Origin of the sequence: Allorhodopirellula heiligendammensis (assembly GCF_007860105.1) — a bacterium.
GTDB classification, from domain to species: domain Bacteria; phylum Planctomycetota; class Planctomycetia; order Pirellulales; family Pirellulaceae; genus Rhodopirellula; species Rhodopirellula heiligendammensis.
Genome location: NZ_SJPU01000001.1, coordinates 55,235 through 73,672, shown reverse-complemented (window position 1 = coordinate 73,672; position 18,438 = coordinate 55,235). Strand labels below are relative to the sequence as shown.

Annotated in this window: 11 protein-coding genes; 2 read left to right on the top strand and 9 right to left on the bottom strand. The window is 58.2% G+C overall.

Features of this window, described 5'->3' with window-relative positions:
* Positions 1-85: 85 nt before the first annotated feature.
* Genes Poly21_RS00335 through Poly21_RS00315 form a run of 5 tightly spaced genes read right to left on the bottom strand, consistent with a single transcriptional unit; the run spans position 86 to position 9,758 of the window.
* Entirely contained in the window at positions 86-3,469 is a 3,384-nt protein-coding gene (locus tag Poly21_RS00335; RefSeq protein ID WP_302117029.1) for a DUF2157 domain-containing protein, read from the bottom strand.
* Entirely contained in the window at positions 3,466-5,706 is a 2,241-nt protein-coding gene (locus Poly21_RS00330) for a vWA domain-containing protein (RefSeq protein WP_146404878.1), read from the bottom strand. Before Poly21_RS00330 ends, Poly21_RS00335 begins: the two co-directional genes overlap by 4 nt.
* Positions 5,703-7,781, bottom strand: a complete 2,079-nt coding sequence (locus tag Poly21_RS00325; protein WP_146404876.1) for a BatA domain-containing protein — start codon at positions 7,779-7,781, stop codon at positions 5,703-5,705. The genes Poly21_RS00330 and Poly21_RS00325 overlap by 4 nt, the downstream gene beginning before the upstream one ends.
* Positions 7,778-8,722 carry a DUF58 domain-containing protein gene (locus Poly21_RS00320; protein WP_146404874.1) on the bottom strand — a complete coding sequence of 315 codons (945 nt, stop codon included), beginning with the start codon at positions 8,720-8,722 and terminating at the stop codon, positions 7,778-7,780. Before Poly21_RS00320 ends, Poly21_RS00325 begins: the two co-directional genes overlap by 4 nt.
* Before the next feature lies 1 nt (position 8,723).
* Entirely contained in the window at positions 8,724-9,758 is a 1,035-nt protein-coding gene (locus tag Poly21_RS00315) for an AAA family ATPase (protein WP_146404872.1), read from the bottom strand.
* A 71-nt stretch (positions 9,759-9,829) separates the two neighbouring features.
* Between Poly21_RS00315 and Poly21_RS26880 the strand changes: the two genes are divergently transcribed.
* Both Poly21_RS26880 and Poly21_RS00310 read left to right on the top strand, forming a co-directional pair.
* The gene (locus tag Poly21_RS26880; protein WP_302117027.1) at positions 9,830-10,108 is read left to right on the top strand and encodes a hypothetical protein; all 279 of its coding nucleotides are present in this window, start codon (positions 9,830-9,832) and stop codon (positions 10,106-10,108) included.
* A gap of 161 nt (positions 10,109-10,269) precedes the next feature.
* Entirely contained in the window at positions 10,270-10,506 is a 237-nt protein-coding gene (locus Poly21_RS00310) for a hypothetical protein (protein ID WP_146404870.1), read from the top strand.
* A gap of 110 nt (positions 10,507-10,616) precedes the next feature.
* Here the strand turns inward: Poly21_RS00310 and Poly21_RS00305 are convergent, their stop codons facing one another.
* The 4 genes from Poly21_RS00305 to Poly21_RS00290 all read right to left on the bottom strand — a co-directional run bounded on the left by Poly21_RS00305 (position 10,617) and on the right by Poly21_RS00290 (position 18,393).
* On the bottom strand, positions 10,617-12,257 hold the full coding sequence (locus Poly21_RS00305; protein WP_146404869.1) for a sulfite reductase subunit alpha: 1,641 nt from the start codon (positions 12,255-12,257) through the stop codon (positions 10,617-10,619).
* Between the two features lie 138 nt (positions 12,258-12,395).
* Complete coding sequence (locus Poly21_RS00300) at positions 12,396-14,222, bottom strand: NirA family protein (RefSeq protein ID WP_146404867.1); 1,827 nt, start codon at positions 14,220-14,222, stop codon at positions 12,396-12,398.
* A gap of 14 nt (positions 14,223-14,236) precedes the next feature.
* Entirely contained in the window at positions 14,237-16,534 is a 2,298-nt protein-coding gene (locus Poly21_RS00295; protein WP_496109470.1) for a molybdopterin oxidoreductase family protein, read from the bottom strand.
* Positions 16,531-18,393: a DmsC/YnfH family molybdoenzyme membrane anchor subunit gene (locus Poly21_RS00290; RefSeq protein WP_146404863.1), complete on the bottom strand. Its 1,863-nt coding sequence runs from the start codon at positions 18,391-18,393 to the stop codon at positions 16,531-16,533. Before Poly21_RS00290 ends, Poly21_RS00295 begins: the two co-directional genes overlap by 4 nt.
* Between the last annotated feature and the right edge of the window lie 45 nt (positions 18,394-18,438).

Genomic DNA, 18,438 nt, shown 5'->3' with positions numbered 1-18,438 from the left:
ATCATTGATCCGCGAGACACCCAGTCTGCCCATGTCGACATGCGTTGTGGTACAGCGAGACAGGAAGAAAGAAAACTGCCCAGCATCAGGATCCTCCCATCCGGTTAAAATACAGATCCAATCCACGGCGGAACTCCTCAGGGAGCACGGCACCACTCTCTCCGGTCGTTTGCCCGACTTCGCGATTCTCACGAACCTCTTTCTCATTGCGGCCTTTTCCAACCAATGCCAGGGCCGAATCAGTGGTGTTTCCACTGCCGCCACCGCCGGGCGACGAGCCTCCTCCGCCGCCGCCTCCCTTGGGATTGATCCGCTTGGACCGCAGTATCAATTCGATCGCCTCAGTTTCGGCAGCAATAGCGAGTGCTCCAGTGTCAGCATTCTTCAAAATACCGGTCGCTTCGCTCATCACTTGGTCAACGGCCGCTAACATTTGGAGTTCCTTCCCAAAGTGCTTTCTCGCATCGGGCAGTTCTTCAATCCGCGCGATGACCTTGACCACCCGCTCGTTGATAGCGTCTTGCGAGCTCGCGAGCGTCTCGACGTTCTCAGCACGCTCGGCTTCTTTCATTGCGGGTTTGGCCTGCTCCGCGACGCGGGTTTCTTCTCGCAAGTTGACTTCCGCTTCGAGAATCTGCAGGACCTCCAGGACGATCGATGGAGGCAAGCTCTCAGGTGACTTTCCACCGGGGCACGATCCGCTGCAGGCGGGATCGACGAGGTTCTCAGCCCACCGGTCCATCGCGTCGGACCAGTATTCCGCTTGGGCGACCGAGAGCCCCTGTTTGCTGACCAATTCCGTCGACAGTTGCCGCAACCCGCCGATCACATCGGCTTGTTTCATCTCGTCGAGGGTGGCTTTGAATCGCATGAATCGCCGCCGTTCAAAGTACGCTGCCAGGTCATCCATGATGTAGGAAACGTTGGTCACGCTGGATGCTTCGGTTTCCTGCAACTTGTCAAGTTCATCGCGTACCGAGACATCCATTGTCGGACGGCTGACACCGAAGGCAGGTTGCAGTTGATCGGTCAACCGACCGGCGACAACGTTCTGTTGCCGTGAGGCAGCCTTGAGTCGCTTCACGAGCGTGCTGCCTTCGAGGTTTGCCAGCACCGCGTTGAGTTCATCGGCGAGGCGATCGAATTCAGCCAGCACATCTGCTTGCTCCTCCACCGCTTTGTCCATGGATTCTTGCTGGGCCTGGGGCGGTTGCTCCTGTTTGGGTTGACTCTTGCCCATGACAGTTGTCGTGGGGAGTCGCAGCGAGGGGCTGCTAGGTTTCTTCGGGGGTCCGGGCTCCGCGTTGCCCTCGTCGGGCGAGTTCGCCGATGATTCCATATCAACAAGGGAGGGCGCATTACGCAGCGACGGCGCTTTGCCTTCGAACGGTTTGGCACCCTTGCCGCCACCTGCGGCCAGGTTTTTGCCTGCCTTCGGTCCGCTGACGCTGGTCGGTTTGGCCGGCGTGATTTCTCCGTCCGGGCGGGGGCGTCCGTCGACCAGGCTCGGCTGCTCGGCGGCATTGTCGAGCAGGTCCGCGACGGAGGGCATGCGGTTTTGCGACAGGTCCTTTAAGACTTGTAGCATCTCGGCCCACCGTTCGAGATGTCCGACGCCGATCTCGGGATTGCGTGAGGCGGCCAAGACGAGTTCGTCACCGAGCTTGCCGAGCCGATCGAGTCGGCGTCCGTTGGATGTTTCCGCGGAGGCCTGCCGTTCGATCTCGCGGCGGTTCTCGGCCGTATCAAGCTCTGCCGCTGACATGTCGCGCAGCTCTTTGTTTTTTTCATAGAGTTGCCGCTCGCGATCGCGAACATCGAGGGCTTGGCGGTGCCACTTGCTAAGCTGCTCGTTCATCCAAATCGCATGCTGATCTGGGGTCAGGACATAGAGCACGTGCGGTGGCGAATAGATCCGATTTCGCCCCGGCAGGAAATCTTCTGCCCAAACGAACACTTCGATCGGCTGTGCCTCGATGCCCAGCGTCGTGGCGCAGAACGTTCCGATCGCTTCGACTTCGGGAGTATCAAAATCACCAGCGGCCAAGGGGCGTTCACCGGACGCAGGATGCTCGACGGCGCCCATGTCAAGGCCTCGCCACATCAGACCAATTCGCCGAATTCCAAAATCATCGTTCGCCCGAGCAGTGAATTTCAACGTCTCGCTGTCAAGCACTACCGCTTGGCGAGGCAACCCGTCACAGATCAATGTTGGGGCTTCGTCGTCGACTGTGTTGACAGTGAGTTCGAACGGTTCGCGGCCGGTCAAACCAAGTTGATCTTGCCATTGGAACTTCATTGAGGAGACTTCGTCGATCGCCACCTGGTCGCTGGCCAGTGTCGCGCCGGCGACTTCCCGCTCCTGTTCATTAATCTGTCCTGCTGCTAAATCACGATTAATCGTTGCAGTAAAAACCGCTTGACTGCCGCGGACCATCGTCACGCTGCCGCCTCGGGAGTCGACGCGGCGAACCGCGTTCTGGCCGAGATACTCCGGCAACCTCACCGCCGCCATCACCGACGCCAGTTCAGGACGCAGAGTTGGTTCGACGTTCACGCTTTGGGTCACGTCGCCGACGCGAAGTGTCAGGTTGTCAGACGTGATCTGTGGCGGCAGGTTGAATTGGTACTGACCATTCTCCAGACTCGCTCGGGCCAGTGGCTGGTTACCAATCTGCAGCGTTGCCGTCGGTGGTTGCCACCGCGTCGTATCGGCCAGGACAACCGGCAGCGTCGTCGCTTCGCCATGCGGTAGCACCAATTCGTTTGGCAAAGGTTCAATATGAGTAAACGTGTAGCGAGGTGTGTTCTTCCACGGCATGACCAACCGCGACATCGCGTTGGCTGCCGCGGCAGGATAGATTGCGGCCAGGGCAATGCTAGCGATGACCATGACTGCCGCGAGAGTACTCCACAGGCGATAGTGCGACGGGGGTGCCGCGTGAGCGAGATCGCGGCGCGAGGCATCCGCGGCAACTTGATTCATTGCCGCTTGGCACAACGCCGGTGAACGGGCTTGCTCCGAGTCACTGTGAGTCAGTTCGATCACGCCCAGCAATTGATCTCCGACGGCCGGCAACTCGCGGCTGAGCAAGCGAGCCAAGGGTTCGAGACCGCGATGTCGCCACACCCAGCGATAGACGAACCATGGCACGATCGCCATCAATGCTACCGCCGCCATGAGCAGACCGGTGCGCATCATTCGCGGCGTGTCGGCCAAGCGGTCCCAACCGTAGACGATTAAGAACGCAGCGGCGAGGCCGAAGACCGCGATTGCAGCAGCCTCTAAAATCTTGATTCGCCACACATGACGGCGATAACCAAGCAATTGTTGATGTAGCGAGTCCGGTACTCGTAGACTGCCGTGATGGGGCGACGACAGGCTGGCCGGCGGCATGCTATTGGCACCAGTGCGAGGAGCCTTCGGCGGCCCTGAATCTGGACCTGATGAATTGGTGACAACACTCATATCAATCCCACTCCCTTTCGTGCGATCCAAAACAACGCCAACAGAACGAAGAACAATCCGACCACAAACGGATGGCTCCACAGCGCAATCCGGCGCACTGAGGGCGGCGGATCGGGCATCGCCGCCAGCCATTGTACCACGTCATCGAGCCGGTCAACGGTAAGAATTTGGCCTCGAGTCACCCTGGCAATCTCTTCCAAAACCTCCGGTCGGGCAGGTTTTCCAACCTGCTCGAGTGAGGCCCCTTGGATCAGCAGTTTCGTCTGCAAGGTGTCACCGGTCTGCTTGCAAAATAGCGTCAACTCGTGCATCCCGTGTTCGTGCGGCGTGAAGCGGCCCGAGAAAGCACCCCACTCCTCGCCCACCGAATCCAATCGGATCGTCTCGATCCTGCCCGCTGGCGAGACCACCCGCAGCGTCACGTCGCCCTTGCTGAGTGGCTCGCCACTGGATTCCATCACGTTGGCGTTCACCGTCACGGTTTGCCGGACGCGGGGACGCTCGGGTGACTGATAGAGATACATGTTTTCACCCGACGTCATGCTACGGCGGTAGGCCATCCACCGGACGACCTGGCCCCAGAACCGATAGTGATATAAATCCTCAACGCCCTTCCGCCATCGCCAAGCACCGTCGGTGCCCATGAACAGCACCTTGCCGCCACCAAAGGTGCGTGTCACTAACAATGGCAACCGGCCAAATTGATTACTTATTTCCTGGTGGACACACAACGTCTCTGTGCCCGGTTTGGCGCGTACGACCGGCGCGTACCACTGGAAGCCAGGCAAATTTCCCCAGACCTCAAGGTTCTCGTCCGTCGTGTCGGCAAGTTTCGTCAACAGACTGCGCCGGCCCAACTCCGTCAACTCAAAGTGCTGAGCGGTGCGCGACCCCCAGCCGCGAGGTTGGCCTTCATCCATCACCACCGGGATCAGTTCACCAAGGGGCGTGTCGAGCAAACTGAATTCACGTCCCTGCCAGCCCGGCATGAACACAATCCCGCTGGCCTGCTGCCCCACGAGCCCCCGCAGCCACTCGCACTGTTCGATCGTCAGTTGTCCGTCATCGATGCCAACATCGCCAATAAACACGACATCGTATTTCGACAACTCCGCTTTCGTTGCTGGAAATTCACTGATGTAGTCAGCGTTGCCGCCACCGTGTTTATCCAAGCCAGGATGAAACAGCAGACAGGAAACATCCACGCCCGGGTCTCGCGATAACGCATTACGCAAATAGCGATACTCCCAACGTGGCACCGATTCAATCACGAGCACCCGCAGCTTCTCTTCACGAATAGAAATCGGCGAGGTCATCTCATTATTGTCGTCACGAACCTCTCCTGTGGTGGGTGAGACGCTGAGCGTGAGCGACGTTTCTCCAAGAGCTTCCGGTTCCCAGTCAATCGAACTATTTGTCCGACCCATCGCCTGCACGCGAACCTCCTTCGTGATCGTCTCGCCCTCATTCGTTTTCATCGTGACCGTCGCCTGATGGTCACGTGGCAGCGAACTTTCAATCGAGAACGGAATCCGAACACGTTTGCCCGCGATCGCAAATGTGGGTACGTCGAAACTGAGCAGTTCCACATCAGGCAACTGAGTGTCGCTGCCGACGGGGAACACGAACACTGGAATGCCGAGCGAACGTAATCGCCCCGCAGCCTGGACTGGCGCTGAACCCTGGTTCCAATCGCCATCCGAGGCCAGGACGACGCCCAGTAGATTATCATGCTTGGTCGCCGCATCGACTAAGGGACTGGACAGGTCCGTCCCCGGTTCGTCAATACTTTGCTCCGGATTGGCGGAGATCGGATTGACCCTCGCGGTGGAGTCGTCGGCACTTTTTGTCTCGGCAAACGACTCGATCACAACTTCGGCACGACCCTGCAATGATTGCCACGATTCGACCTGAGTGAGCGGCTCAATCGCGTCGCTGCGAGACGCGGCGCTCATCGACGCATCACGTGTCTGCATGCTGCCGGAATCATCCCATAGCACCGCCACGACGGGTTTTTCTTCCGGCCGATATTGCTCGACCCATTCGGGGCCGCCCAATAACAACGCGGCGATCGAAACCATCAGCAAACGTAAAGCTTCGAGCGCCACGGTGGAGCCACGCCACCCGCTGCGCCGACAGGCCACCAAGCCGAGTAGCGCAGTTGCCACCACCGCAGCAACCGCAATGACTGCGGTCGCGGGTGTCCACGCAAATGAAACGGAGTTGGTTTGGATCATGCCGAGGCACCTCCCCGCACCGGCGTATCGTCTTTCGCGCGGACCCGCGGCAGACACAAACAGGCTTCCCCGATCATCGCGATCAACATCAGGATCAAAAACGCCCGCCAGACTTCTTCGACGAGCGAGTTCGATTTGCCAGCGGTTCGATCGACCCGCACAAACGGCAAGTCATGAAACAACGCCTCGACTTGTTCATCGCTGATCCGGGCAGAGGCGTCTTCCAGGGAACTGCGATTGACTGCGATTAACCGGCCGTTGTCTCGTTCACGGAACACACCGGCAACAAACGCATTTTCGCTCGATAAGGCGGACTCTCGACCTGCCAGCCGCTCCCATCGCTCTGCTTCGGTCGCCGCGGTCACCCCAGCGTCGATCTGAGAGGTATTTCCCAGCGAGGATGCTCCGGCGGCTAATGCTCGCTGGATCATCACGTAGAGCACGACCCCATCGGCCGCCAGCGACGAGTCCTTCGCCAGCGGCGTCGTACTGCAAAAATAAACTCCGCCTTTGGGGGTCGCTACTCGTGCTAGTAACGGTGATCCATCAGATAGCTTCGCGAGCGTGGTGGCGTCGCCCTCCAGTCCCACGAATCGTTTGACCCGCAATGTTCCGACCGGCAGCGCACTGCCCGCCAACGTCGCGGCTAACAAATCGGCGTCGCCGCGCCACGAACTGACCGCATGCTCGCCCTCCACCTCGCCCCAACTCAGCCACTGCATGCCGAACAATTCGCCCGATGCAGCAACGTCGCCGCCCGACTCAGGGGGAAAGAAAATAACCCGACCACCCCGACCCACTAACGCTTCCAGCATCTCTGCAGCGTCGGAATCGGATCCGTCGTGCGATGGCAATGCGGCCTGCCACAACACCAGTGAAACGTCTTCCCAGGAAACACCCGCAAGGTCGCGTGGCGAAACCACGTCGGCCACACTACGCGTATTCTCGTCGGGAGTGATCTCCGCCGCCAGTTGCAGCACTCGCCCAATCTCCCCGTCATCGCTCACCACCAGGGTCCGTTGGGGCGGCGGTTTGTCGAAGGTGAAAAAATATGTGTTGTCCGCGAGATTCAAGTCTGCCGGGATCGAAACCGATCCGTATCCGCGCGTTTGATCTCGAGGTAAGACCACACGATGGCCGGCGAGTTGGCCCACCCCGCCCTGCATTTCGACGTTGACCACACTTCGTGATTGATCCAGATCGAGCGTTACTGGCACGCTTCGCGGTGTGCCTTCGGCGTCGTCGGCATGCCCCGTGATCTGGAGCGAAATCAGGACAGCGGACTCATTGTCATCCGCAGTCGCCTCCAGCTTCGCCTCTTCAATTCGGACGGATCGATTATCTGCATCGACGTTGCCGGCGGAACTTGACGGACCAAAGGCCAGCAAGCGAAATCGCACGCGGCGGCCAAACTCTGTAAACGCATCATGCAGCGACGACCAGCGACCGTCGTCGCCGCGCCAATCATGATTGCGGAGGTCGGAACAAATCCAGATCTCAGTTTGGCCGAGTTGGTTGGCATTGATGTAGTCGAGTGCGGCCAGCATCATCGCAGGTATGTCGGCAGACGCATCGGACGGGCCCGCCTCTGGCAAATCGAATAAGTCTGCGGGAGTTGCGACCTCGCGGGGCGAGACCGCATTGCTCTCAATCAGTACCAGACGCTGGGTGCCGATCGTTTGCAAAGCTTCCGCAATCTCAGCGACGCCAGTTTCCAGCTTGGTTCGTGACGTTCCATCATTGCTGGCCTGCATTGATGGTGACCGATCCAAAATAACGATCGTATTGGCGGGGCCGCGCCCCGTGATCGATCCGGCAATCGATCCACCTAAGATCCCGCTGGCAATGGGCCGACCAATGGCAAAGACGAGAGCCGCGATCACCATCGCACGCAACGCCAGAATCAGCCACTGGCGAATCTTCACATAGCCGCGATTCATCCGGTTGGCCGACAATAGAAACATCATCGCCGCCCACTGCGTGGATTGAAACCGCCGTTGATTGATCAAGTGAATGATGATTGGAAGGAATGCCAGCGGCAGTGCGACGAGCATCCAGGGCTGTAGGAAATTCATCGCACCTTCCTCGCCATCGCCCGTCGTGTCAGAAACCGCGTCAAGACATCTTGGTACGACTCGTCGATGCCGACACGGTGATAGTCCACTCCCGTCTGAGTGACAATCTCTTGCATGCTTTCGAGGTACTGTTGCAGCGCTTGGTGGTAGCGATCCGCAATCTCACTTGGTTCGGCGAAGATCGCTGTACCACCCTCCATGTCCAAGAACCGCGTGGGCCGGCCGAAGGAGAAACTCAGCTCCATCGGGTCGAGCAAATGGAATAGCGATAGATCATGCTTGCGAAAACGAATGTGCTCGAAACATCCCCGCAGCAGGTCGGGATCGACAAAAAAGTCAGACATCACAATGATCATCGCGCCCTGCCGCGTCGTTTCGGCGAGTTCATGCAAGACCTCAACGAGATGCGTTTCGCCCTGCCCGCGAATCTCTTCGAGGGTATCGAAGATCGTGCGCAAGTGCGACGGATTCCGCAGGGCGGGAAGATGTTTGACAATTCCATCAGCGACACAGGACAATCCCACCGCATCGCCTTGGCCGACCGCGAGGTAGCCAATCGTGGCGGCGATTCGCCGAGCGTACTGCAACTTCGTCAACGTCTTCTTCGTTACCGCGTCGGTTGCTTTCTCCGTGACGGTGCCAAATTCCATCGAGCCGCTCGTGTCGACGACGAGACAACACCGCAGATTCGTATCGGCTTCGAACTCCTTGACATAGTACCGGTCGCTGCGGCCGTGAGCTCTCCAATCCAATCGCCGCAGGTCGTCGCCGGGGACGTACTTGCGGTACTGGGCAAACTCAACACTCGATCCACGCGTTGGACTGGTGTGTTTACCAGACACGCTGCCTCGCATCGGCCGCCGCGCCATCAGTGGCATGCCACCGAGCGCGGCCAAAACTGCGGGATCGAGAAAGTCACGTGGCTGCTGTTGATTCCACATGCTATCTGGTTTCTTCGCTCAACAATCGCTTGACAATATCGCTGGCTGACAAACCTTCCGCTTGAGCGGCAAAGGTGGTGATCAGCCGGTGTGTTAAGACCGGTAACGCCACGTAGTGAATGTCCTCGCTACGAACCATGTAAGAACCCTCGAGCGCTGCCCGAGCCTTGGCGCCTAAGATCAAGTCCTGAACGGCTCGCGGCCCCGCACCCCACGAGACCAGCGGCAACAACCAATCTGGCGCCGTGCCGCCACCCGGTCGAGTCTTACGAACCAATCTCGCTGCTTGAATGTAGATGTGATCGGGCACGGGGATCCGTCGCACGAGTTCCTGATGAGCGATGATGTCTTCACCCGTCATCAGATGCTCGAGTTGCGGCAGACCCGATCCCGTCGTCGTCCGCGCGATCGCAATCTCCTCGTCCTCCGACGGGTAGTCCAGTTCGATGAGCGCCATGAAACGATCCAACTGCGCCTCAGGCAGCGGGTAGGTGCCTTCCTGTTCGACGGGGTTCTGCGTCGCCAAGACCATGAATGGCGATGGAAGATCGAACCCTTTGCCGACAACGGTGATGCGTTGTTCCTGCATCGCCTCCAACATCGCGGCTTGAGTTTTAGGTGGAGCGCGGTTGATTTCATCCGCCAAAATAATATTCGCGAACACGGGGCCGTGCGCAAATTCAAACTCGCGTCGGCCTTGGCCGTTGTCCTGCAAGATGTCTGTGCCGGTGATATCCATGGGCATCAGGTCAGGAGTGAACTGGATGCGGCTAAACTGTAGCGACATCGTCTCGGCTAATTTGCTGACCAGGAGTGTCTTGGCCAACCCCGGAACGCCCATCAACAATGCGTGTCGGCGTGCAAACAAACACACCAACAAAAGATCGATCGTGTCCCGCTGGCCCACAATCACTCGCCCGAGTTCCTCGCGCAGGCGGTTATGGATTTTCCCCAACCGATCCACCGCCTGGACATCGTCGTCACTGAGCGTAGCTTCGGGACCAGGTGGGATCTCGGGCACGGCCGTCTGCGACATGTTGAAATCTCCAAAAAAGAATTGGGGTGGGTTTCGTCAGAAATCCCGTGGCGGAACACAACCAGCCACCCATGATAGCCCTTGGCAATACGCCCATGGGCGTATTGTATCTGGATTTTTCAAATTGGCTCGCGAACTCTTTGACACGGGTTTCAGAGGGCTTGGCGCTGTCTCACCCGTGCGAGCGTCTGAGCGGCTTTTACTTAAGTGCTGGCAAGCCTTCTCAGGTGATTGCCCACGCCGCCGAATTCGGGGAGCGTTTGATAGCGGAGAGCCGCGTTCGAAACGAGGCAATTAGCTTGGACTGGGATGTCACGTTGGGCGGTCGGTCGTCCCCGGAGATCATGTAGAAAGCTCGATACTCGACCTACCACGCTTCGCCGTGCGGGGGCAACAATCCGTGGAACCACCCGCACTTAAAAACGCGCGATCAAATTTTTATGAGTAGAATTGACGTCCTGACAGAGGTAGGATGAACGCCGATTAGCAACCTCATTCAAACGAGATTAGTATGTTTCGCTCCAGCAAGATCCATGGCACGACAGCGGCATTTGTAGTTGACGGACGTCGTCGCTTGCTCTCGGGGATCGACGCGGAGGTTCGCCGTGAAATCGAACAGAACAATGCCGAGGAATGGAACGCGTCGGGGCTATGGCAGCGTTGGTTCCTGCTGCGCCGGATGGATCGAGAGACAGCGGAGGGGATCGCCAAACGCGCCGCTGACGTCTCTCCAAATTCATTGTTCTGAAGGTTGTCTCACGTGAACCGCTGTGTGCGAATCTGCGGCGTCATGCGTCGAGCACGACGCTCATCAGCTCACGAGGGGCACGCTTTCAAGCGGACTGTCCCCATGGCGTCTCAGTAGACGTCGCGGTGGTAGCGGCCACTGGTGCTCAGTTGCTTGACATATGCGGCAGCATCTGCGGCGGATAGGCCGCCTGCGGATACAGCGATGTCGTGCAATGCCTTGTCGACGTCCCGGGCCATGCGGGAGGCGTCGCCGCAGACATAGAATGCAGCTCCCGATTCCAGCCACTGCCAAATTTCAGCAGCTTGTTCGCGCATCCGGTCTTGGACGTAAACTTTGCGTTCATCGTCGCGGCTAAACGCGGTGTCCAGACGCGTTAATAGACCATTGCCAACGTACTCCTCAAGTTCTTCACGGTAGAGGAAATCGAAGGCTTCATGTTGGTCACCAAAGAACAGCCAATTGCTGCCCGGCGCGTTCGACTCCGCACGCTCTTGCAAGAACGAGAGGAAGGGAGCAATCCCGGTGCCGGGGCCGACCATGATCATGGGGGTGTCAGCTGCTGATGGGACGGTAAAGCCAGCGTGATTGGGCTGCACGAAGACGCGGACGGTTTCACCCGTCGACACGCGATCGGCCAACATGGTGCTAGCGACACCCTTGCGAACACGGCCTTCACGCTCGTACACGACTTTGCCGACGGTCAGATGGACTTGATCACCAACCCGTTTCATGCTGCTGGCGATGGAATACAGACGCGGATTGAGGGGATCGAGTGTCTCGATTACCTCTGTCGCAGTCACTGTCACGCCCTGAGCGACTTCGAGCACGTCGAGCACATCGAACCCATCCGGCACGCCTTCCTCCAGCATCAATGTCAGTGTCGCCTTGGCTGACGCATCTTGGATTCGCCCTGCTAGTAGTTCGATCAACTCATCACTGGGGTCTTTGAGACAGTAGTCTTCACAGAGTGCCTGCAAGAGCGTCTTGGTATTGCCCGATGGGGTGGCCACTGAGATTTGCGAATCAGCGGCGATCGAATCAATGAGCTTCGTCGCCAGGTCAGGGCAATTGCTTGGAAGAACGCCCAGAGCATCGCCCACGTTGTATTTCAATCCCGACCCGGTCAGATCGATCACAACGTGGCGGGTATCTTTGGCTGATCCTTCCAAGTTTAGCGGCCGCGACTCAATCAGTTTCGCCGAAAAAGGATTGTTACGCGACCATTGGGCAGCCGCACCATTGCGACTCGCTGCAGCACCGTTTCGTGACTCGGTACCATTCCGCAGGTCACCGGAAGATGCACCGGAGTCGACGTTCCCTGAAGAACCGCTCCCTTTGCTCTCAGCGAGGATCTTCTTGATCATCTGTTTGGTTTCCTTGCCACCAGGGCTGCACAGTGTCAGGTTCGTTTCTTCGCCCTTGGCGATGGCCTCACCGTATGTTTGGCAGACGTAGCCGCAGGAACCGCAGTCGAGTTGTGCCATCGCGGCCATCAGTTTCCGTTCGGTGGGGTGGCCGTCGGCCAAGCCTACGCGTTCGACGATGGGCAATGAGGAATCACGCCACGCGAATTCCTCTTCCTCGGGTTCCGGTTCGGCAACCGCGGTCGCCCCTCCAATCCCCAACGCCTGGACGACCGCAGCCGGATTCCCCTCGGTCTGAATGCCGGTCAATCCAGCAAAGAAACCATTGAGCCAAGCGCGTTGATCTTCACTGAACGGAGCTGTCGTGGGGATGAAGTCTGACATGGTATAGATGCCGTGAGAGGGGAGAGAGGAAATGAGCCGTTTTGGCGCTAGCCACGGTTATCGAGAAAGTTGAAAACTTATCGAAAGGTGCTTAGTGAGCCGACGGCGCTAGCCGCGGATCTACGTGAGATACGGAAACTATTGAGCAACGGCGAGCTTGGTTAGCGATTGCAGTTCTTCGATCGTCTTGCGTCTGCTAAACGCGACGAAGGGTTCATCCACTTGACGCTCGGCGAGGTATCCGTCGATCAGATTGATAATCAACGCCGGGAGGTCGTCAAATACGACGGACTTCAGCAGTGGGCGACCGATGCCTTGCCGGCCACCCCACCCACCACCCACCATCACGTGGTACCCATCGACCATATCGTCGCCTTGCTCAACCTGGCAGGCGATCAAGCCGATGTCGCCGATGTAGTGCTGGGCACAGCTATGATGGCAACCGGTTAAATGGATATTGATTGGTACGTCGATCTCAAACTGGGATTCGAGTGCTTTGGCGAGAGTCATCGCGTTGGCTTTGGTATCGGCACCAGCGTATTTGCAACCCGCGCTGCCCGTGCATGCAACCAGACCCGCGCGGAACGAACTGGCCCGATAGTCAAGTCCGCATGCGAGAATGGCGGCTTGCACCTCCTCGACATCGCGTTCCCGGATACCAGGGAGAATCAGGTTCTGCCAAACCGTCCAGCGGATTTCGCCGTTGCCATACTCTCCGGCGATCTCAGCTAAGGCCCGCGCTTGATTGCTGGTCATTCGACCCACAGGTAATACCACGCCAACGTAAAAACGTCCTTTCTGCCGCTGCTCGTGAAAACCGACATGCGCCATGCGGTCTTCGTGGCTCACAACCGTTACGCGTGCAGCGTCAACGCGCCGCAGTGGCTTGCCATGATCTTTCTCGACGGCATCTATGAATTTGTCAAAACCCCAGTCGTCGAGCACGTATTTCAATCGTGCCTTCTTTCGGTCAGTTCGATCGCCATGTTTGACAAACACGCGCACGATGGAGCCCGCCACCTGAATGCACTCCTCTGGCCGCAGCAAAACACCGGTGTCGCGAGCGAAGTCTTGGTGACCGGTGATGCCGCCGAGTGTGAGCTGAAAATAAACCCCCGTGGGCAAGTCTTCACTACTGTCGGCCGGTTCAATGCGAACAGCACGAAATCCGATGTCATTGGTATCTTCGAGCGATGCGATCCTGCCGCCACCGTCAAATGCAATGTTGAACTTTCGCGGCAAACCGTACATCTCACGGTGATTGAGGATGTAGTGGTGCATCTTTTTGGCCAGCGGGATCGTCTCGATTAGTTCGTCGGGGTCGATGCCTGACAAACAGCTCGCGGTGCAGTTGCGAATGTTATCGCCCCCCGAGCCGAGGCTGATCACGTCGAGTTCGCGAATGCCATAGAGCATCGCGGCAGCTTGGTCCGCTGGGATCTCGCGAAACTGCAGGTTTGCCCGCGTGGTGACGTCGAGATATCCGCCTGCCGAGCGATCTGCCAAATCCGCCATTCCCGCGAGCTGCCAGGCGTGGCTCATGCCACCAGGAATCCTCAGCCGCATCATGAACGAATCCTGCGCAGGAGCGACATGAAACAGGCCGTGGAATTTTGTTAAGAACACATCGTTCCCTTTCGGAAACTTCCCTTCGTCGCTGCGAGCGATGATCTCATCCCACATGTCCAAGGGGTTCTTGGCTTGTTTGGCAAGTTCTTCTTTGCACAGTTTTTTGCCAGCACTAATGGCTGCCGCCTGAGCATCCAATGCAATTTTTTCAGGACCGTACGGTACCGTCTTGCCGTCGACGGTGGCTCCGCCGCCACCGACCGATAGCGAGGTGCCACCACTGGCACTGCCTGCAAGTACCGGCAGTCCTTTTACAGCTCGCGCCACGTCGGCACCGAACGTGAGGCCGCTCAGGTACTGTTTTTGTGATTCGGTGAAAGCGGGGTTATTTGACATGATGGGAATTCGTCCTACTCGTTGTTCGCAATGATTCGCACGGCACAGTTTTTGTAACTGGGTTGACCACTGTGCGGGTCGAAATGTGCTAGCGTGAGGCGGTTAGTGGCTTCGTAGTGCATCGGCATGAACGCTTGTCCGCGACGCACCGTAGCGGTGACGTTGGCGGTCACCGTGATTTCATCACGACGTGAAAGTACATTCACTTTTTCTCCGTGGACGATTTCAAGTTCATCCGCGTCAACGGGGTTGATCTCGATGTAAGGTTCAACCGGATACAACGATCTCAGCACAGGGCTCTGTCGCGTCCGCGTCTGGGTGTGCCACTGACTGACGGAACCACGTCCCGTCAATAACAAAATCGGGTACACCGGATCGGTACGTTCGGGCATTGGCTGAACTTGATCGACGACGAATAGCGCGCGGCTGTTAGGCCGATAGAATCGACCATCAGCGAACAACCGGCGTTCCTGCGGCGGTTTGCCAGGAGCACCTCCGTTGGTATCGGAAGAACTCTTGGCCGCATCTTGCTGGGTCCATGGCCACTGGATGCCACCGCAGGCGTCGAGATGACGATAGCCATCGATGCCCGTGATATCGCAAGGTTGATCACGGCTGAGCCGTTGCAAGATACGGAACACGGCCTCGGGGTCCGTCCATTCAGCGAACTGGTCAGCGACACCCCAGTAGTGTGCGATTGCACGGAAGATGTGAAAATCTGCCAGCGCCTGTCCGGGTGCGCGTCGGACTTTCTTAATCAACCCGTAGCGACGCTCACTGTTGATAAAGGTGCCTTCTTTCTCACCCCAGCCTGCCGAGGGCAAAACGAGATGGGCGTGTTGGGCTGTCTCCGTCGTGTGATACATGTCTTGGACGACCATGAACTCCAGTTTGTCAAACAATTCTCGTGCATCGGACTGATGAATCCAGCTATGAGCGGGATTGGTGGCGATCACCCACAAACCCTTGATCTCACCTCGCCGGATGCCTTCGATGATGCGGTCGTATTTCCAACTGCCCTCGCTGGGAATGCATGCCTCATCCATACCGAGCGCTTGAGCGACTTTCCGACGATCATTCTCGTCCTCGAAGCGATGATGTCCGAGCAGATTCGACGTGTTACTCCATAGTCGCGATCCCATCGCGTTGCATTGACCGGTAATGCTGTTGGCTCCCGTGCCCGGCCGGCCAATGTTGCCGGTTAGCAGGGCGATATTGATGATGGCCTGCGCCGTGCGGGTCCCTTCGTAGCTCTGGTTCACACCCATCGTCCACCACAATGAAACGGCTCTGCCTGTTCCAATCGCTTCGGCAGTTCGGATGATGGATGCCGCTGAGATGCCAGCCGCTCGAGCGACCGTGTCGACATCGTAGGCGGCGACATGCTCACGCAGCGTGTCGAAGCCTTCGGTGAGGGCGGCTACGAAATCGTGGTCGACATAGTCCCGCTCGATCAACACATTGGTGATCGCGTACAACAACGCGAGGTCATTCTTAGGACGAATCTGAAGGTGTTCAGTTGCAGCAGTGGCTGTTTCTGTCCTGCGTGGATCGATCACAATGATCTTGGGGTCGTTGGGATTGCGCAGTACACGTTCCCACATGATCGGGTGAGCGACGCACGGATTTGCGCCAATAAAGACAAGGCAATCGCTCTGCTCGAAATCATCATAGGTGTACGGCGGCGCGTCGAAGCCAAACGATTCCTTGTATGCGGAGACCGCCGTCGCCATGCATTGGCGGGTGTTTCCATCGCCGTGTTTGATGCCCATTCCAAATCGAGTGAGTGCCCCGAGAAAAGCCATCTCCTCGCTGGGGATTTGGCCCGTCGACAGGAAGGCGACCGAGTCGATCCCATGCCGGTCCTGGACACCGCGAATCTCGGTGACGAAGGTCCGCAGTGCTTGGTCCCACTCCACCGGATGCATCTTGCCATCGGCGCCACGCAACAGCGGTGTGGTTGCCCGCTCGGGCGAATCGAGCACGCGCAGCGCCTCCCATCCTTTGGGGCACGCCATGCCAAGATTGACCGGGTAGCTCGTTTCGGGAGTCAATCCGACCGCCTCGCCCGCTCGCACATGCAGCCGTAGTCCGCAGCCGGTTGAGCAATATCCGCAGGTCGCCGTCGTCGTAACGTCGGCGGCCATCGAACCGTGTGTCATCCCCAAACCATGCTCGCCGGGATGCAGCACGAGCTCACGAGTCATTTGTCCCTGCCGTCGCTGGAGCACCTGGGGCAGCTCAAACCGAAAACGCTTGGCGGGTCCGTTGGTCCCATCGACGAACGGATTCGACACGATATCCATGCTCATTTCAATGTTCCCGGCATACGATAGTAGACGATACTCATGAAATACAACAAACGTTCGGCCGACTCCGCGACGAGCAACGTCAGCGAGCCAACCAGTGCCAACAGCAATCCAGCTGCATGCTCGCCCACGCCGATCAAGCAAACGGCGACCATACAGGCCACTAAACCACCCCACCCCGCACCGAGGCGAAGTTGCCGCCAATGGCCTAGGCGTGAGGCCACCAAGTTTTGACTGCGGATATCTAGCCGATCAACGGTTGCCAGCTCCACGCTGGCGCCGAGATGAAAGCTCAATTCCCAGAACAGTTTGGTTGCACCGGAGAGAACCGCGGTAATCAACAACAGAATCACCACCGCGTCGGAGCCGCCCGCCCAACCGATGGTTGTGGCTGTCAACGATGCACCGACGATCAGCCCCGTGGACAAGAACCGTGGTAGGGTGCGAGAGGAACGCCACAGTTCGCGGCGAGTGACGATGTAAATCATCGCACTGCTGTAGACACCCGCTAATCCGAATACCACTGTGGCTGCCATCGCAGCGGCCGTTGCCCAGCCTGGAACTGTCACCCACTCGGGCACGCGATGAATCACAAAATCAGGAACCCATGGCTTCCAAATCGGCAGCCACAACAACACCGTCGCAATCGTCAGTGCCGCGGCAAACTTGCCGAGGAGAACGGCCTCCCGGCTCAACCAGGATGTCCGCAGACCCAAGAAGACTCGCCACGCTCGCAGCGGCTGTCCCAAATGGAGTGGCGCGAGGTTCATGCCGATCATCGTGATTACCAACGCGACGCTCGCGGTCAGACGAGTGGCCGCGCGCGGCATCGTCGCACCCGTCATCGACAATGCGAGCGATACGAGTTGCTCTACCAGGATCATGCCGACGGCGACCTGAGTGGCGACGAGCATGATCGCTAGTGGCCAGTGACTCTCGGCGACCTCGTCGATCGCTGAGTCCTGCGGTGTTGCCAATGCAACGTGGTTGCTGCGTTGGCCGATGTACTGCGTGGTTGGGCGTGTGAGCGATGAACTCGGTGCCTCTGGCATCAAACTCTCATCATGATCGTCTACCGCCGCCGATCGATCGACGATGCGAATCGCGATCGATTCGTTCGGACACGACTGAACGCACGCCGGAGCCTCGCCGGCTTTGAGTCGTTGATGGCACATGTCGCACTTCCGCACGATGCCCAGACGTTTGCTGTACTTGGGCACTTCGTAGGGGCACATCATCGTGCAGTATTTACAGCCGATGCACTGATCGTCTAAATGCTTGACGATCCCAGTCACCTCATCTTTGACGTACGCTTTTACTGGGCAACCATTGAGACAACCGGGGTCTTCACAGTGGTGGCAAGCCGTGGTCACGTGCTGGATACCGACGACGGGGGCGCTCGCCAAATCGATCGCAACCGGAGATGGCTCCGGAGCGGCGGCGGTAATCGCGTCTGGGGCCGGTGATTCCGGAGCTCCAATGATCAGCGTGCCGACCTTCCGCCAACTCTCGTCATCCTCGAGACCGTTCATCGTGTGGCAGGCAACCACGCATGCCTTGCAGCCACTACAAGTATCGAGATTCACCTCAAAGGCGAGTTGTTGGCCCGGTTGCGGCGGCGTCGCCGGCATCAAACGGCGATAGTAAATGGATTGCAAAGGCTCATTGGACGGGGCCGAACAGGCACTCCCATACCGCCCAGATTCATGTGCCTCGGAGAACTGCTCCACAGCGGTGAGCGATTGTTGCTGCTCCAACAGCATGCCCACGAGATCAAATTCGTTCCCCGAAAACGATAGCGGTGCTCCCGCGGAGGGCGTCCTCTCGTATGTATTCGGTTCAGGGGGAAGCGTGGTGGACATGCAACAGTGCTCAAAGAGCGAGCAGAAAAGAGTGGGGTCTACTAG

What these genes read in the sequence shown, in the direction of transcription:
- Poly21_RS26880 (WP_302117027.1), top strand. Translation starts at nt 9,830, where the DNA reads ATGATAGCCCTTGGCAATACGCCCATGGGCGTATTGTATCTGGATTTT.
- Poly21_RS00325 (WP_146404876.1), bottom strand. Translation starts at nt 7,781, where the DNA reads ATGAATTTCCTACAGCCCTGGATGCTCGTCGCACTGCCGCTGGCATTC.
- Poly21_RS00290 (WP_146404863.1), bottom strand. Translation starts at nt 18,393, where the DNA reads ATGTCCACCACGCTTCCCCCTGAACCGAATACATACGAGAGGACGCCC.
- Poly21_RS00310 (WP_146404870.1), top strand. Translation starts at nt 10,270, where the DNA reads ATGTTTCGCTCCAGCAAGATCCATGGCACGACAGCGGCATTTGTAGTT.
- Poly21_RS00295 (WP_496109470.1), bottom strand. Translation starts at nt 16,534, where the DNA reads ATGAGCATGGATATCGTGTCGAATCCGTTCGTCGATGGGACCAACGGA.
- Poly21_RS00305 (WP_146404869.1), bottom strand. Translation starts at nt 12,257, where the DNA reads ATGTCAGACTTCATCCCCACGACAGCTCCGTTCAGTGAAGATCAACGC.
- Poly21_RS00335 (WP_302117029.1), bottom strand. Translation starts at nt 3,469, where the DNA reads ATGAGTGTTGTCACCAATTCATCAGGTCCAGATTCAGGGCCGCCGAAG.
- Poly21_RS00300 (WP_146404867.1), bottom strand. Translation starts at nt 14,222, where the DNA reads ATGTCAAATAACCCCGCTTTCACCGAATCACAAAAACAGTACCTGAGC.
- Poly21_RS00330 (WP_146404878.1), bottom strand. Translation starts at nt 5,706, where the DNA reads ATGATCCAAACCAACTCCGTTTCATTTGCGTGGACACCCGCGACCGCA.
- Poly21_RS00320 (WP_146404874.1), bottom strand. Translation starts at nt 8,722, where the DNA reads ATGTGGAATCAACAGCAGCCACGTGACTTTCTCGATCCCGCAGTTTTG.
- Poly21_RS00315 (WP_146404872.1), bottom strand. Translation starts at nt 9,758, where the DNA reads ATGTCGCAGACGGCCGTGCCCGAGATCCCACCTGGTCCCGAAGCTACG.